The organism is Stutzerimonas sp. KH-1 (assembly GCF_054483855.1).
This window is the reverse complement of the sequence record NZ_CM137011.1, coordinates 2245546-2259013: the sequence shown is the minus strand read 5'-3', so window position 1 is coordinate 2259013 and position 13468 is coordinate 2245546. Positions and strand designations below refer to the sequence as shown.

The 13468-nt window shown below is 62.7% G+C and carries 13 protein-coding genes; 7 read left to right on the top strand and 6 right to left on the bottom strand.

What is annotated here, in order from left to right; all coding sequences use genetic code 11:
• Nucleotides 1-33: 33 nt before the first annotated feature.
• From ACX1DW_RS10835 to ACX1DW_RS10820, 4 genes are read right to left on the bottom strand one after another with little or no spacing between them, the layout of a single operon-like run.
• Entirely contained in the window at nt 34-1797 is a 1764-nt protein-coding gene (locus tag ACX1DW_RS10835) for an ABC-three component system protein (protein ID WP_003294130.1), read from the bottom strand.
• The gene (locus ACX1DW_RS10830; RefSeq protein WP_003294127.1) at nt 1794-2039 is read right to left on the bottom strand and encodes an ABC-three component system middle component 6; all 246 of its coding nucleotides are present in this window, start codon (nt 2037-2039) and stop codon (nt 1794-1796) included. The genes ACX1DW_RS10835 and ACX1DW_RS10830 overlap by 4 nt, the downstream gene beginning before the upstream one ends.
• Nucleotides 2036-2947, bottom strand: a complete 912-nt coding sequence (locus ACX1DW_RS10825) for an ABC-three component system protein (RefSeq protein ID WP_011805431.1) — start codon at nt 2945-2947, stop codon at nt 2036-2038. Before ACX1DW_RS10825 ends, ACX1DW_RS10830 begins: the two co-directional genes overlap by 4 nt.
• Nucleotides 2940-3305, bottom strand: coding sequence for an XRE family transcriptional regulator (locus tag ACX1DW_RS10820; RefSeq protein WP_023124346.1), 366 nt, complete (start codon nt 3303-3305; stop codon nt 2940-2942). The genes ACX1DW_RS10825 and ACX1DW_RS10820 overlap by 8 nt, the downstream gene beginning before the upstream one ends.
• 303 nt (nt 3306-3608) lie before the next feature.
• Between ACX1DW_RS10820 and pilL2 the strand changes: the two genes are divergently transcribed.
• The 7 genes from pilL2 (at nt 3609) to ACX1DW_RS10785 (ending at nt 9716) form a co-directional block, all read left to right on the top strand.
• The gene (gene pilL2 / locus ACX1DW_RS10815) at nt 3609-4220 is read left to right on the top strand and encodes a PFGI-1 class ICE element type IV pilus protein PilL2 (protein WP_024162450.1); all 612 of its coding nucleotides are present in this window, start codon (nt 3609-3611) and stop codon (nt 4218-4220) included.
• Complete coding sequence (locus tag ACX1DW_RS10810; RefSeq protein ID WP_003294122.1) at nt 4217-4864, top strand: hypothetical protein; 648 nt, start codon at nt 4217-4219, stop codon at nt 4862-4864. The genes pilL2 and ACX1DW_RS10810 overlap by 4 nt, the downstream gene beginning before the upstream one ends.
• Nucleotides 4865-4950: 86 nt before the next feature.
• Nucleotides 4951-5670, top strand: coding sequence for a TIGR03759 family integrating conjugative element protein (locus ACX1DW_RS10805; protein WP_014819590.1), 720 nt, complete (start codon nt 4951-4953; stop codon nt 5668-5670).
• Entirely contained in the window at nt 5655-6275 is a 621-nt protein-coding gene (locus tag ACX1DW_RS10800; RefSeq protein ID WP_011805428.1) for a lysozyme family protein, read from the top strand. Before ACX1DW_RS10805 ends, ACX1DW_RS10800 begins: the two co-directional genes overlap by 16 nt.
• The gene (locus ACX1DW_RS10795) at nt 6272-6805 is read left to right on the top strand and encodes an integrating conjugative element protein (protein ID WP_014819591.1); all 534 of its coding nucleotides are present in this window, start codon (nt 6272-6274) and stop codon (nt 6803-6805) included. The genes ACX1DW_RS10800 and ACX1DW_RS10795 overlap by 4 nt, the downstream gene beginning before the upstream one ends.
• A gap of 8 nt (nt 6806-6813) precedes the next feature.
• A complete protein-coding gene (gene traD, locus ACX1DW_RS10790; RefSeq protein WP_458993345.1) occupies nt 6814-8970 on the top strand; it encodes a type IV conjugative transfer system coupling protein TraD in 2157 nt (718 codons plus the stop codon).
• On the top strand, nt 8967-9716 hold the full coding sequence (locus tag ACX1DW_RS10785) for a TIGR03747 family integrating conjugative element membrane protein (RefSeq protein ID WP_458993344.1): 750 nt from the start codon (nt 8967-8969) through the stop codon (nt 9714-9716). The genes traD and ACX1DW_RS10785 overlap by 4 nt, the downstream gene beginning before the upstream one ends.
• A 1-nt stretch (nt 9717) precedes the next feature.
• On the opposite strand, the gene ACX1DW_RS10780 is transcribed toward ACX1DW_RS10785, so the two are convergent.
• Together ACX1DW_RS10780 and brxL are read right to left on the bottom strand one after the other, a co-directional pair.
• Nucleotides 9718-11103 (bottom strand): hypothetical protein, encoded by a 1386-nt coding sequence (locus tag ACX1DW_RS10780; protein WP_024162451.1) that lies wholly within the window; start codon nt 11101-11103, stop codon nt 9718-9720.
• Between the two features lie 284 nt (nt 11104-11387).
• Nucleotides 11388-13457: a BREX system Lon protease-like protein BrxL gene (gene brxL / locus ACX1DW_RS10775; RefSeq protein ID WP_458993343.1), complete on the bottom strand. Its 2070-nt coding sequence runs from the start codon at nt 13455-13457 to the stop codon at nt 11388-11390.
• Nucleotides 13458-13468: the final 11 nt, after the last annotated feature.

Genomic DNA, 13468 nt, shown 5'->3' with positions numbered 1-13468 from the left:
TTAATCTTAGTATATTTGGCTGCATGGCGGACGCTATTCGAAGCGCAAACCAAACAACCCTCCAGTATCGGTCGCATCAGTCAGCTTCGTGTCCATGACATGAGCGCGAATATCGAAGCCCGGCTTGAACCCCTCACGTGGCAGCACGTCCGAGTTCATCGTGACGATGTATTGAAAACCAGCCGCCTCCGCCCGTTCAGCACCAAGTTGCAATGCCTTTGCGATCTGACGCTCATCGACGCCGTCGAACAGATGACTGTCGTGAATCAGGAAGCCGGGGCCGCGCCCATTCTTCAAACTGATCTCAGTCAACATGAGATCGAAGCAGAAAATCTGCATGTTGGTGATGCCCTTGCTTCGCTGTCCATCGATATGGACCTCGAATTGCGGACCACCTCCAGTTTCGGAAATCGTCAGGCTACCGGCCTTTTCGTACAGGGATTCCGATAGCGACTCAAACGCAAGGATCGCTTCGCGGGTGATGTCGCTACGTTCATGGATGTCGTCGCGGAGCGCCTTGGTCAGATTGGCTCGCTTGATATCGAGTTCGGCCTTTGTGCTTTCTATCCGCTCGGCGGTTTCAAGCCGTTGGCGCAATCCTTCGACCTCGGCCTCGGCCCTTCCGGCTTCCTCACGCAAGGACACATAATGCTCAAGTGCCCCGCCGGAGCGCAGGACTCCCATGATCTGCCGGCGCCGACGGTCGCGCTCGGAGATCCTCTGATCCCGCTCGACAACCCGTGCCTCTGCCGAGGCGATCTCGGCATTCAAATGCGCGCGCCGGTTTTCGATGATGGCCCGATGGAAGAGTTCGACCTCATCAAAACGCCGCCGTACCATATCGGGCAGGACGACACCGGCTTCGGCATAGAGCTTCGTTACATCACCCAGATCCGGCGCGTCTTCGTCGGCCAACGATGCTCGAAGCTGTTGCAGGAGATTGCCATCGATCACGTTCTCTACGTTCAGGCTGTCGATCTCGCGCGTGATCTCATTGGCTTCCTGCTCAAGTGCCTTGTATTCAGGCACAACCTCAAACGTTTCGAGCTGGCTGCGGAGTCGTTTGGCGTGGGCCTCGGCGATAGTTAGCCGTGTCCGAAGATCGGCGGCCTTACCGAAGAAGCGGCCGAGGTCGCCGCTGCGGGCAGCCTTCCGTAATTCCTGCGCGACCTTTTCCTGCGCCCTCAGTTCCTGGAACCGGCCAGGAATGCTCCAATCGAGACCGAGCAAATAGCAGATCGAGACCTGCTGGTCCCAGCTTTGCTGCATCGTCGAATGCTGCATCGGCTGCTGGAAACCGCCGCCATTTTGCCGCCTGACAAAGTAGGAGAAGAGCGAACGGAACGACGGCTGGAAGCGCTCGACCTCATCGCCGGCCGAGATGGGCAAGCCAAACCAGAGATGCCCGAGATTGGCCTTCCAATTTTCGTTGGATAGCTCGAACAATCCGGCGCGCTGATCAAATTGCGGCGCGATCGGCCACGATTCCACAGCCCCGTTGACGAGGATGCGGCTAGGCTTGGTGCCACTGCGGGCGGCCGATACGGTCTCGCCGGCGATGTCGACGGTGACGTCGAAGGTCCAAGGTGCCAGCGCCTCCGAGCGGAAAATGTTCTCCTTGCGCACATCGGCTCCGAACAGGAAATGCACCAGTTCGATAAAGCTGGTCTTACCTGCACCGTTTCTCGACTGTCGGTCGTTCGCACCTTCGCTCTTGTCGGCGAGCAGGACGTTCAAGCCGGGCTTTAAGTTCAGCGCCTTGAAGGAAGCGAGATCGCTTCCAAAGCGTCGGATCATGGCCGAGTCCTCCGCACCAAGCCGCGATCGAACTCAAGCGCGCCGATCATGTAGAGCAGGTCCAGCGACAGGACGAACCACTGGTAATCAATTGGGGCATTGGGCGCGTGCAGGGAGCGACGGCCACGCACCTCGTCCCATAGCCGCGACATAGTCAGCGGCCGCTTAAGGATGTCGAGGACTTCTGCACCGACGCCAATGAGTGCGCGGTCGGAACGAACATGCTTCGTCGGCAGAATCATGACGCCTCCACGGAAGCAATCGGGTCTTCGAAGATGTCGCAGCTATCGAAGAAATAGGCGAGAACCGCTAGAGCTGCGCCCTGACGCTTGGGCTCGCCATTGAATCCGGCATAGTCCTGAAGATGCCTGAAGATCGTGTCGGCCGGCAGGTCGAGCGCCTTCAACTCCGCATAACGCAGACGGAAGGCTTCGGCGATGCGCTCACCGAGATCGGGGCGCGGGCTCTTGCGGAAGAAGGCATCGGCGAGAGCAGATTTGCGACGACCAATTCGCAGAAAGAGACCGGACTCATCCGAGAGCGCATTCTTCTCCAGCTTCTCTGACGAGGGCGGTGTCAGGGGTGGATCACCCGGATTAGGTTCCTGCCGTTGAAGCGCCTCGATAATTGGCACCAGATCAGACATGACAAGCCGGTCCACAATGGCGATTGAGGCGGCGGGGCCAAAGAGGGCCTGAAGGGCAGACAGATCAAGGCCCATGGCGAGCGTGAGCAGTTCTGGCTCGGACCAAGTCGCGATCTTGAGCGGCGCGTAGGCATTGCGAAGGCCATCGAGATGCTGAACGGCGTTAGGCGGCAGGCCACGGCCATCATTGTGGACGAGCACCCATTCCTGCATGTTGTCGGCCCAATGCACGCGGGCGCCATGGAAATCCTCATTGATCTTCGCGATAAGCTCGGTTTCCTTCATCGCCTCAGGCGCATAGCACTGGAACACCGAGCCCGTGCTAATCCGAAGTCCATCGCATTTCAGATCCCCATAAAGACCATAGGGGCGAACCTCCTCGAAATCGGGGCCGAAGGCGTAGCCCGCCAGACGCACGAACCAGTCCTGAAAAGCGGTACCCTTCTGGGTATGGAACGCCAAACGGAACCGATCGACGTAGATGGATCGCTGCAGTTCATCCATGGCGCCGCCTTGGCGACGATTCGTCATTTTTTCTCCGGGTCGACAGCTTTGCCGCCATGACAGCCGAAACTGTACCGAGATGATGGATGCGCAGCACCGGCCGTTCTGGCAGCTTGACAGTCAATTCCAGCTCCCCCCCGATGGCTTCGACATAGCTGCGTAACGTCGAGAGATACATGTCGGTTTGCTTCTCGATCTTGGATACCGATGGTTGTTTGATGTTCAGAGCAGATGCGATGTCGGCTTGCCCCTTGCCGGCGAGTTGCCGCAACTCTCGCAAACCTTCGACCTCGTGCGAAACCATAGGCTTGGGCGGCTCGTTCGGATCGCCTGATCCGCGGTTACGAGTAAAAGCCATCAAATTTCCCCATATTCAGAATCGAGGTACCAGCGATACAGAACCGCCACGACCCAGCCATGCAATCGACTCCAGCTCGGCCGGAGAAATATAGCCCGAAAGCTATATTGCAGTCAAAGAAAGAGGCTGATTCAAGTTGGCAATCCACTCTGGCTGCCTCAAATCGTCATCTATTGCTAATCATTAAATAGCGCGCATCATCTGGTTGGTTAGAAAGAAGATGGTTGAGCGCCGGTTCCCTTTCTTTGCTGCCTTCGACTTCTCACGCATCGAAGGTGTCGGCTCCGCTACAGGAGCCGAATCATGCATCGATCTTCACCTTTCCACCCCATTGTTCACCGACTGGCTACTGTCGGTCTACTTTCGGCTGGGGCTATGTTGGCGGCCGGCTGCGCCACCACGGAACAGCCGCAAGGACAGGCAGGGATCATCGAAAGCGCTGCGGACGAGCCTGCTCCGGGCCTGATCCTGATCGCCCGCTACGGCCGCTACACGCTGATCGAGCTGGTACCCGACGCCGCGCAGCGTGACCTGCTGCAGCAGGTCATCGACATCTCCATCCCCACCACGGCGGACGCAACCTTGGGCGATGCCATGCGCCACGTGTTGCTGCGCTCCGGCTACCGGCTCTGCGATGCGGCCGAGGCCGCCACGCTCTACGCGCTGCCGCTGCCTGCCGCACACCTGCGCCTGGGCCCGCTGATGCTGCGCGATGCCTTGCTGACCCTTGCCGGCCCCGCCTGGGAGCTGTCGGTCGATGACTTGACTCGCCAGGTCTGCTTCAGCCGGCGCGGTGCTCCCGCCTTCCTTTCCGCCAACCCGCCCGACACCGCCACGCCCGTGCCGGACGCCGACCGGCCCGACACCGCCACGCCCGTGCCGGACGCCGACCGGCCCGAGGAGCTGCAGCCATGACCTTTCCCCAAGCGTCATCCGAGCGCGATTCCCGCACGCGCTGGCTCAAGATCTCCGCGGCCTTCTGGCTGCTGCTCATCAGTGCCGTGGCACTCATCAACAGCGTCGGCTTGTCGCGGCTCGCCGAACAGACCCAGAGCACCGCACAGGATGCGCAGGTCAATGCGCTGGTCCTGCGCGTGGCCGATCTCGAACAACAGGCCGATGCGGACAAGCGCCGGCCGGCGCCGATCAGCCAGGCCGAATTCGCCACCGCGCGGCAGGCGCTGGACGAGCGGATGACGCGCCTCGAAGAGGCCGACGAGACGAGGGCCTTGGCCGTCGACCTGCAGACGCTGCAGGCGCGCGTGAGCGGAATCGAAACCCGCCTGGAGAAGACCCGGCAGGTGGCATCCGCCGCTCGCGCGCGCGCTCCGGTTGCGACGAAGCCCAAGGTGCCGGAGCCGCCGTTCCGGGTGCTCGGCGTGGAGCTGCGGGGAGGCGAGCGCTTTCTGTCGATCACCTCCACCGCCGCGGCCTCGCTCGCGGGCGCCCGGCTGCTGCGTGAGGGCGATGCCGAGGGCGGCTGGCAACTGCAGTCCATCGAGGCGCAGGCGGGCGTGTTCCAGGTGAACGGCCAGACGCAGCGCATCGCGGTGCCGTAGGAGGTGTCATGACCCCCACGCTCACTTCGTTCGCTGCCCCCCGAGGGGGCTTCAGCCTCCTTGAGGCGGCTCGGCGGAGGCTGACCATGATCCTGCGGTCGTTGCTCGCTGCCGTCGTCCTGTTCGCCGCCTTCGGCGCATCCGCCCAGCCGGCCCCGGTGACGAACTCGCGCATGGTGCCCGCCCAGGTGCAGCCGGGCGCCGATGCCGCGCTCGACGAGAGACAGGCGCGGGAGTGGGGGCTTCGCTCCGAGGAGTGGGCACGTTACCGGCAACTGATGCAGGGGCCGCTCGGGGTCTATTCGCCCCAGCTCGATCCGCTCACGGCGCTGGGCATCGAGGCCCGCAGCGAGGAGGAGCGCAGGCGCTACGCGGAGTTGCAGGTGCAGGCCGAGGCTCGGCGCGTCGGCAAGACGCTGGCCTACCAGCGGGCCTACGACGCGGCGTGGCAGCGCCTGTTTCCCGGCCAGCCGCGCGTGAGCCTGCCCGGCGCCAAGGCGCAGGGTGCCGGCAACACCGGCTCCGGGCGCCTGGCCGTCTTCGTCAAGGCCGACTGCGCACCGTGCGCGCAGCGCGTGCAGCAGTTGCAGGCGGCTGGCACGGCCTTCGACCTCTACATGGTCGGCAGCCGTCAGGACGACGCGCGCATCCGGCAGTGGGCCACCCAGGCGGGCATCGATCCGGCCAGGGTGCGCGCCCGCACCATCACGCTCAACCACGATGCCGGGCGCTGGCTGTCGCTGGGCCTGCCCGGCGAGCTGCCAGCCGTGGTGCGCGAGGTGAACGGCCAATGGCAGCGGCAATAGGTGCTCCGGGCCGGGAGCGTCGGCCGTCCCGCATCGCCATCCGCTGCGCCAGCGCCATGCTGCTGCTCACCACCGGCGGCTGGGCATTGGCCGCCCTGGCGCGGGAAGTGCCGCCGCCGGCCTATCAACTGGCGGCGCACCGTGCAGACGTGCCGGCGGCGGTGCTGTACGCGGTGGCCTTGCAGGAGAGCGGCGCCATGCTGCGCGGGCGCCTGATCCCCTGGCCGTGGACGCTCAACGTCGCCGGCTCGCCACAGCGCTATGCCACCCGCGCCGAGGCCTGCGCGGGGCTGCACCGTGCCCTCGCTCACACGCCGGCCAATCGCATCGACGCCGGCCTCGGCCAGGTCAATCTCGGCTACCACGCGCATCGCTACACGCAGCCCTGCGAGCTGCTGGACCCGTACCGCAACCTCGCCATCGCTGCGGAAATCCTGCGCGAACAGCACACGCCGGGCGAGGACTGGCTGCTTGCCATCGGCCGCTACCACCGGCCCGCCGGCGGGGCACCCGCGGCGCGCTACCGGCGCAGTGTGCATCGGCACCTGACCCGCGTGCTCGACCCCGACGTTCCCGTTCCAACCCTCCAGGCCACCACGCCATGAACCACATCGTCCTCATCGCCACCATCGGGCTGCTGCCCACGACCACCGTCTTCGCGCAGACCGCCTCTGCGCCGTTGATCGTCGACGAAGACCGCGGCGGCGACTCCGCGCTGCCGTACTACCAGTCGCTGAATCCTCAGCCGGATCAGGCCACACCGCCGGCCCCGATGCCGGCCCCTCGCGTGGGCAATGCGGCCGACGCCGAAGCCGCCATGCTGCCGGTGCGCTCGATGCAACTGTCGCCGGGCGAGGTGCAGCGCCGCGTCAACCGGGCGCCGGGCCTGACGGCGCTGTTCCTGATCGGCGACGACGAGCGTTCGCGCGCCTGGCTGCGGCAGCGGCAGACCGCGCTGCGCGAGCTGCAGGCCGTGGGCCTGGTGGTCAACGTGGAGTCGATGGCCGCGCTGACGGCGCTGCGCAGCCTGGCTCCCGGCCTGAGCCTCTCGCCGGCCTCCGGCGACGACCTGGCCCAGCGCCTGGGCCTGCGCCACTACCCGGTGCTCATCACGTCCACCGGCGTCGAGCAGTAGGTGCGCAAATGGCCCAACCGCATGCGGTCGAGGTTCTGCTGCGGCCAGCGGTGGAGCTTCATACCGTGGCGGTCTGCACCGGCGCCGCGATTCTGTGCCTGGTGGCACCGTGGTCGCTCGCGCTGAACCCGCTGCTCGGCCTGGGCTCGGCACTGGCCTTCCTGATCTTCGGCGCGATTCGCCTGCGCGATGCCTGGGCGATCCTGCGCTATCGCCGCAACATCCGCCGCCTGCCGCGCTACGTGATGACCAGCCGCGACGTGCCGGTGAGCCAACAGCGGCTGTTCGTCGGCCGAGGCTTTCGCTGGGAGCAGCGGCACACGCACCGGCTGATGCAGACCTACCGGCCGGGGTTCCGCCGCTATGTCGAGCCGACGGCGATCTACCGGGCCGCCCGGCGGCTGGAGGAGCGGCTTGAGTTCGCGCCGTTTCCCGTCTCGACACTGGCGCGCGCGTTGGCCTGGGACAGCCCGCTCAACCCGGCGCGGCCACTGCCGCCAGTCGGTGGACTGCCGCGCCTGCATGGCATTGAGCCGGCCGAGGTCGACGTCACCCTGCCGCTGGGCGAGCGCGTCGGCCACACCCTGGTGCTGGGCACCACGCGCGTGGGCAAGACGCGGCTGGCCGAGCTGTTCATCACCCAGGACATCCGCCGCAAGGTCCGCGGCGAGCACGAGGTGGTGATCGTCTTCGACCCCAAGGGCGATGCGGACCTGTTGAAGCGCATGTACGTCGAGGCCAAGCGCGCCGGGCGCGAAGGCGAGTTCTACGTGTTCCACCTGGGCTGGCCGGACATCTCGGCGCGCTACAACGCCGTCGGCCGGTTCGGGCGGATCTCCGAGGTGGCCACGCGCATCGCCGGACAGCTCTCGGGCGAAGGCAACAGCGCCGCCTTCCGCGAATTCGCCTGGCGGTTCGTCAACATCATCGCGCGCGCCCTGGTCGAGCTGGGGCAGCGGCCGGACTACCTGCTGATCCAGCGCCACGTCATCAACATCGACGCGCTGTTCATCGAGTACGCCCAGCACTACTTCGCCAAGAACGAGCCGAAGGCCTGGGAGGTCATCGTCCAGCTCGAAGCGAAGCTGAACGACAAGAACATCCCGCGCAACATGATCGGGCGCGAGAAGCGCGTGGTGGCCCTCGAACAGTACCTGTCCCAGGTGCGCATCTATGACCCGGTGCTCGACGGCCTGCGCAGCGCCGTGCGCTACGACCGGACGTACTTCGACAAGATCGTCGCTTCGCTGCTGCCGCTGCTGGAGAAGCTCACTACCGGCAAGATCGCGCAACTGCTCGCACCGAACTATTCCGACCTGTTCGACCCGCGGCCGATCTTCGACTGGATGCAGGTCATCCGCAAACGTGCGGTGGTCTACGTGGGACTGGATGCGCTGTCCGACGCCGAAGTCGCGGCGGCGGTGGGCAACTCGATGTTCAGCGATCTGGTCTCGGTCGCCGGCCACATCTACAAGTTCGGCATCGACGACGGGCTACCCGGCGCCGCGGCGGGCACCAAGATTCCGATCAACGTCCACGCCGACGAATTCAATGAACTCATGGGCGACGAGTTCATTCCGATGGTCAACAAGGGCGGCGGTGCTGGCGTGCAGGTGACAGCCTACACGCAGACCTTGAGCGACATCGAGGCCCGCATCGGCAACCGTGCCAAGGCCGGCCAGGTGGTCGGTAACTTCAACAACCTGTTCATGCTGCGCGTGCGCGAGACCGCCACCGCCGAGTTGCTGACGCGACAGCTGCCCAAGGTCGAGGTGTACGCCACGGCACTGATGAGCGGCGCCACCGACAGCTCCGACCCGCACGGTAATACCGCGTTCACGTCCAACACCCAGGACCGTATCAGCACGACTAGCGTGCCATTGATCGAGCCCGCGCATGTGGTGGCGCTGCCCAAGGGGCAATGCTTCGCGCTGATCGAGGGCGGCAATCTCTGGAAAGTTCGCATGCCGCTGCCGGCACCCGATCTCGACGAAGCCATGCCGAAGGATCTGCAGGAGCTGGCCAGCTATATGCGGCAGCACTACGTCGAGGCAGGAGACTGGTGGGAGAACCAAGGTATTCCCGGCCTGCAGGACAAGGCGCTGCCCGACGACCTGCTGGACGACTTCAAGCAGATGGCCGCGGCCGAAGAGGCCGAAGCATGAGCGATCCGGCCGTCGCGACCCAGCGCCAGCAGCAACGACAGCAGGGACTGATCGCCGGCCTGGTCACGCTGCCGTTCCGCTTCTTCGGCGTGCTGTGCGGCGCGCTGCTGCTGTGCATTTTGATCGAATGTGTCGGCATGCACTTCTTCTGGCCCGATCAGGGCTGGCGCCACGCGCAGGGCATGCTGCACTACGAGCTGGATCAGCTCCCCAGGCATTTCACGCGCAGCGCGCTGGTGCAGGAGCCGGGGCGCACCGCGCACCGGCTGGTCGAGCTGGGCTACGACTGGCTGTTCGTGAAAAGCGGCCTGCTGGACTGGATACGCGACGCCTCGGCGCAGGCCAGCGCCAGCAGCCACCGCCCGACCAAGGATTTCCGCTACTACATCGGCTTGGTCTACGTGAACGTGGAGAGCTACCTGATCGCCTCGGCCTACACGACGTTGGTTTTCCTCGTGCGGGTGTTGGTGCTGTGCCTGACCCTGCCGCTGTTCCTGATAGCCGCCTTCGTCGGGCTGGTGGACGGCCTGGTGCGCCGGGACATCCGCCGCTTCGGCGCGGGCCGCGAGTCGGGGTTCATCTATCACCGCGCCAGGGCCAGCCTGATCCCGCTGGCCGTGCTGCCGTGGGTGACTTACCTGGCACTGCCGGTCAGCGTGAACCCGCTGCTGATCCTGCTGCCCAGCGCTGCATTGCTCGGCGTGGCGGTGTGCATCGCGGCGGCGACGTTTAAGAAGTACCTGTAGATCACTCTGGCTGCCAGGCGCAATCTGCCCAGTGCGCTTCGTAGCGTTTCATAAAGTCTTTCATCTCCCGGATGTTGACGGCAGGTTCGCGGCAGGCCCGGGCGCAGGTAGAAACGACATCCCGGTAGAACTCCGGAGCGACAGCCCTGATGCCGTCATAATTCATAAGCAAGTCCGGAAGACGCTCCGTGATATTTGCTCCGCGAGGTGCCATCACAATGCTCGGGGGCTCTCCATACGTATTGATCAACACGTATCGCCAGCTTGGGTCTGCAGCTCCCTGGCGAGGGACAATCTCACAGGGACGTGCGTCTCCGCCTTTGGAAATGGCTTCGTAGACCTCCTTGATGGCCTGGGGTTTGTGGGCCACCAGGACATAAGGCCCGGCCCCTACATAACTACCCATGCGTTCGTCGTATTCGATGCCGAGCAAGGCTTCGAGATCAAAGCGCGCATGCCGGTCCAGGGGAGCCTTTCCCGAGGTAAACCATTGAAGTTCCCGCAGGGTGATCCCGGCACACTTGGCAACGTCTGCAGGCGAATTGGGCCAGCACGCCACGAGGTTCTTGGCGATCTCGGCTGCGTAGTCATAGTCACTGTCGGCCCAGAAATCATCGTCCTCAACGATGTCCTCCGGTGCCTTCTCACCTGTCACCAGCCAAGTTCTGCCATCGAACCCGTCGAGGTTGAAATAACGGGGCTGATCGGGCGGCAGAGAGGTCTCCCAGGACGACATCCATGGACCGGGTTCCCAGTCGAGCCCAACTGTAATTGTTGGCACCGGTACTTGCGCCGGTAAGGCCAGCCACTGCTGGATTCTGTCCTCGACCTCGCGGCTGTTCACGCCTCTGTGACCATCCCTGAAACGAAAATCGTGGTTATTTTGAGCGTCCCGGCAAAGGGCCTGGATGGACCCGGTAAGAGACCGGTCTTTTCCGTCGTGCTTCCTCAGCAGCCACCGGCTGGAGTCCTGGGCTGAGCGCAGGGAAGCTGGAAGGGATTTCTCCTTGGCATCGGCGACCTCGACCTGGACTCCAATTCTTGCCATTTCCTCTACCAGTCCAGGGCTGGCCGTCGCGAGGTGGCGGTTGATCCGCAGAATGTCCGGTCGGCCACGCAAGCCCTCGGCGCTACGCCACGCATCCAAAAGAACATCCCGGAAGGCCCTGGGCTGATCGACCGGGGCAAAGGTCATCCACCGAATGGGCAACCCGGTAACGGTCAATCCATAGAGTATGAGGGGGCTGAGCCCGTACCGCTCTGCGTCCTTGACCTTGATCGGGTCCCGCACAGACACAATGCCGTGCTCCGGATGGCGAAAAAGGAACTTGGCAATCGCAACGTAGAAATGATGTTCTCTTGGTGAAAGCATCGCCTGTCGATTCATTCTCAAGTCAACCTGTTTCTACGGCCCGTTCTGTAGCGCTCAACCTGCCGCATCCAGGGCCGGATATCTGGCTTCCGCCACCGGTTTGAGACGTCACCTGGATCTGCGTGCTGATCCGCTCCTTCAAGGCGGGTACGTGTGAAATGAACGCCTATCAGCTTGCCGTCCTGCTGCAGGCCTGCGAGGGTTTCCAAAGCTGAAGTAGGCGAGTAGCCGCAATCTGGAGCCACTGGGGGCGCTCTGAAAACCATTTCGTCAGTGATGCCGATATCCCGCTCATGTTATTACCCCTCAGCTCGATTCGGCTTTTGTTTAATGAACGTCACCTCGAACGCCTTGCATGGCCGGTATTGCTGCAACCGATTTGCAAAGGTAAAGGCATCGTTCAACTCGTATCGCTGGAAAATATCGAGGCCTCGATCTAGGGAGATTTTCCAGCCGTGGTCGGTCACAATGTGGCGGGCATGGATAGTTCCGGTGCTGTCTAACTCCCAGGTGAAGTTCACGCCCACCGAGCTGGCGGACTCCTTCATCTTCTCGAAGTTTTCTTTCTGCTGTTCGCCTTTGAACTCGTCTTCCGTCGTCACCAGATGCACGGACACTTCCTCATCCGGAGCCTTGTGCTTGACCACGGTCTCCAAAAATTCCATGAAGTTGCGCATCTGGTAGAACAGGCGGATGTACGGATCGGTGACTGTGATTGCAGTCGCGTCCTTGAGATAAGGACCGAGCAGCGTATCGAAGGAGAGGCCTTTCTGGTTCTCCTGGAATGTAAGGTGCATTTCCTTGAGGACAGGCTCGGCCGGTGCCAGTGGTTCGGTTGGAACTGGCGGTAAGCTCGGTTGCGCAGCTTCTAAGATATTCCCGTCTTCACCCTCGGCGATGGTCTTGTGGTAGTAGCTGGGGTACTCCTCCTCTTCGAGCGTGGTGACAGGCTTGGCCTGGCCATCAGTGCCCAGATAGGTAAAGCGGACGTTCCCGTAGGTGGAATCGATTCGCATCAGTTGGTCTTTAACGCGCTTGCGGCCCTCAATTGCGAACCGCAGCAGCTCCTCGACTTCTTCGTTGGTCGCCCCCCCATGCGGAAACAGGATCTTCATCAAGCCAGAGAATGTCTTGTTGATGCCATCTCGGTCACGCGTCGAGATATCGGAGGAGAGGGAGAAGTGCTCCTTGTAGCGGTCCGAGTAATCGTGATTGCGGAGCGAGCGAAGAATCTCTGCCAGGTAGTCCACCACGAAACCGTAGCCGCTGGAGAACATCTCGCCCCGGATGATGTCGACCTCCCAGCCCGGGATATAGAAATGGATGCGGTCCAGAAACGCGGAGTCGTAGAACTTGTCGGGCAACTCGCAAAACAGGTCCGAGTGCTTGAGCATGTAGGGCACGGTGTGCTGGGTGTTGCCCACGAACACCATGGAGGCCTCTGCGCCCAGCGTCTCGACGCCCCGCGAGAAGGACTTGTTGGCCATGTAGTTCTTCATGACGTCGACCAGGGCCTTGTCCACGCGCTTTTGCTTTCCGGCAAACTCGTCGAAGGCGACACAATCCCAGTAGCCGACCAGTCCGATCTTTCCGGAAGAGTTGTTCACGAAAAGCTTGGGAACCGTAACCTCGCCGCCGGAGATCAGAATGCCGTGCGGCGAGAACTCCGAGTAGATGTGAGATTTCCCGGTCCCCTTGGGGCCAAGTTCGATCAGGTTGTAGTTGCGTTCGCAAAACGGGATCAGGCGGACCAGTTGGGTCAGCTTGCTGCGCTTGCCGAACATATCCGGGTTGAAGCCGATACTTTGCACCAGCAGGTCGATCCACTCGTCGGTGGTGAATTGCTTGCGGGCCTCGACATAGCCGTCGAAATCGAAATGGGAGAGCTGGATCGGCTTGAGAGTGGACAAGACCCAGGGGCTGACGGCCTTGTCTTCGGTAAACTCATATTCCAGATCAGCAATGCACCACACTCCGCCGACCAAGACCTTGGGGTGCTTTTTCACCGTTCCGGAATCAACAAGGACCTCTTTGATACCCAGGTTGGAGAACTGCGCCTCATAGACATCCTTCTTGTCGTTCAGATCGACACTGATTTTGTCGATGACCTTGTAGCGCCCCTTTTCCTTGATGTTCGAGCGGACTAACCCGGCTTCATTCCGGTGAACATAATGCTTAGCAAGAACCTCTTTGACCGTCTCGATACCGGTCTGGATGGTCGGCTCATCGCTGGTGGCGCAGTACTGTCCCAGCAGGTACTCCAGCACGTAGGAGGGAACGATGGCGTTGCCCTTGACCGTCTTGACGAGATCCTTGCGGACAACGAGTCCCGGGAAGTGTGTGTTGATTTTCTGGTCAAGTTCGTTCATCGGTCACCCGT

Excerpts from the sequence above, each read along its gene's own strand:
- ACX1DW_RS10810 (WP_003294122.1), top strand. The coding sequence starts at position 4,217 with ATGACCTTTCCCCAAGCGTCATCCGAGCGCGATTCCCGCACGCGCTGG.
- ACX1DW_RS10820 (WP_023124346.1), bottom strand. The coding sequence starts at position 3,305 with ATGGCTTTTACTCGTAACCGCGGATCAGGCGATCCGAACGAGCCGCCC.
- ACX1DW_RS10835 (WP_003294130.1), bottom strand. The coding sequence starts at position 1,797 with ATGATCCGACGCTTTGGAAGCGATCTCGCTTCCTTCAAGGCGCTGAAC.
- ACX1DW_RS10805 (WP_014819590.1), top strand. The coding sequence starts at position 4,951 with ATGATCCTGCGGTCGTTGCTCGCTGCCGTCGTCCTGTTCGCCGCCTTC.
- ACX1DW_RS10800 (WP_011805428.1), top strand. The coding sequence starts at position 5,655 with ATGGCAGCGGCAATAGGTGCTCCGGGCCGGGAGCGTCGGCCGTCCCGC.
- ACX1DW_RS10795 (WP_014819591.1), top strand. The coding sequence starts at position 6,272 with ATGAACCACATCGTCCTCATCGCCACCATCGGGCTGCTGCCCACGACC.
- ACX1DW_RS10785 (WP_458993344.1), top strand. The coding sequence starts at position 8,967 with ATGAGCGATCCGGCCGTCGCGACCCAGCGCCAGCAGCAACGACAGCAG.
- ACX1DW_RS10830 (WP_003294127.1), bottom strand. The coding sequence starts at position 2,039 with ATGATTCTGCCGACGAAGCATGTTCGTTCCGACCGCGCACTCATTGGC.
- ACX1DW_RS10825 (WP_011805431.1), bottom strand. The coding sequence starts at position 2,947 with ATGGATGAACTGCAGCGATCCATCTACGTCGATCGGTTCCGTTTGGCG.
- ACX1DW_RS10780 (WP_024162451.1), bottom strand. The coding sequence starts at position 11,103 with ATGAATCGACAGGCGATGCTTTCACCAAGAGAACATCATTTCTACGTT.
- brxL (WP_458993343.1), bottom strand. The coding sequence starts at position 13,457 with ATGAACGAACTTGACCAGAAAATCAACACACACTTCCCGGGACTCGTT.
- traD (WP_458993345.1), top strand. The coding sequence starts at position 6,814 with ATGGCCCAACCGCATGCGGTCGAGGTTCTGCTGCGGCCAGCGGTGGAG.
- pilL2 (WP_024162450.1), top strand. The coding sequence starts at position 3,609 with ATGCATCGATCTTCACCTTTCCACCCCATTGTTCACCGACTGGCTACT.